Raw genomic sequence first — 757 nt, forward strand, 5'->3', positions numbered from 1 at the left:
GCCGAGACCGTTTTAACACCATGGCCCTTACACTTGACCCTTGGCAACCGAGCGTGCAGGTAAGTAGCAAACTGCATGGTATCCAGATGGCGCCAGGTCCGGGATTCACGTTCATCGTGTTTTGGACATAATGTTCCGCACTCAGGACACGCGCCAGTGGAGTCGACATACTCAATCTCGATATCGACTCGGCTATTGGCCATGTTGAGGTCTACCGAGCTTGTCTCCCAGGGCGAATGAATACCCAGAAGCAGTGCATAATGCTCTTCGATTTCCACAGAAAGACTCCCCGTAAATTCGGTATGATCAAGTCCTGATTATACTGGATTTCCACAGGAAACTACGAAGAGCCATAAACATAAAATACCGGTGCGTAACAATTTCATCGTACATCTCCTTGCTCTAAATGAATTTATGCTTGCCGATAGTTGGCTACTCATCACAACGTTAGTCACTTCAACGGTCGGCTTTTTTGTTGCGCACTGCCGTGGCTGTGCAATTAGGCTCTATAAAACGGCCGTGCCACCTTCCAACCTACCAACCTACCAACCTAACCTACCAAGAGAAATCGAATACGTCGCCATTAGTCACCAGCGGGCCGGATACTTTGACATTGTCGCCACCTGCCGCTAACGAGCTGTAGAGTTCGTTTACACCATCTGTATCCTGGTCTGCTCTATAAGCCAAGCGACTGCTATCCGGTGACCATTGGAAATCGACAACATCACTATTGGCCGACACCAGCGGGCCAGATACT

At 49.3% G+C, this 757-nt stretch carries 2 protein-coding genes; both read right to left on the reverse strand.

The genetic code is table 11. The annotated features are described in order from the left end of the window. A partial coding sequence (locus G565_RS26575; RefSeq protein ID WP_169579683.1) for a transposase family protein occupies positions 1 to 278 on the reverse strand: 278 nt, incomplete at its 3' end. Positions 279 to 555: 277 nt separating this feature from the next. After that, positions 556 to 757: eIF2A family protein (locus tag G565_RS27795; RefSeq protein WP_211227230.1), on the reverse strand; the 202-nt coding region annotated here is incomplete at its 5' end.

The organism is Saccharospirillum impatiens DSM 12546 (assembly GCF_000423605.1).
Taxonomy (GTDB): domain Bacteria; phylum Pseudomonadota; class Gammaproteobacteria; order Pseudomonadales; family Natronospirillaceae; genus Saccharospirillum; species Saccharospirillum impatiens.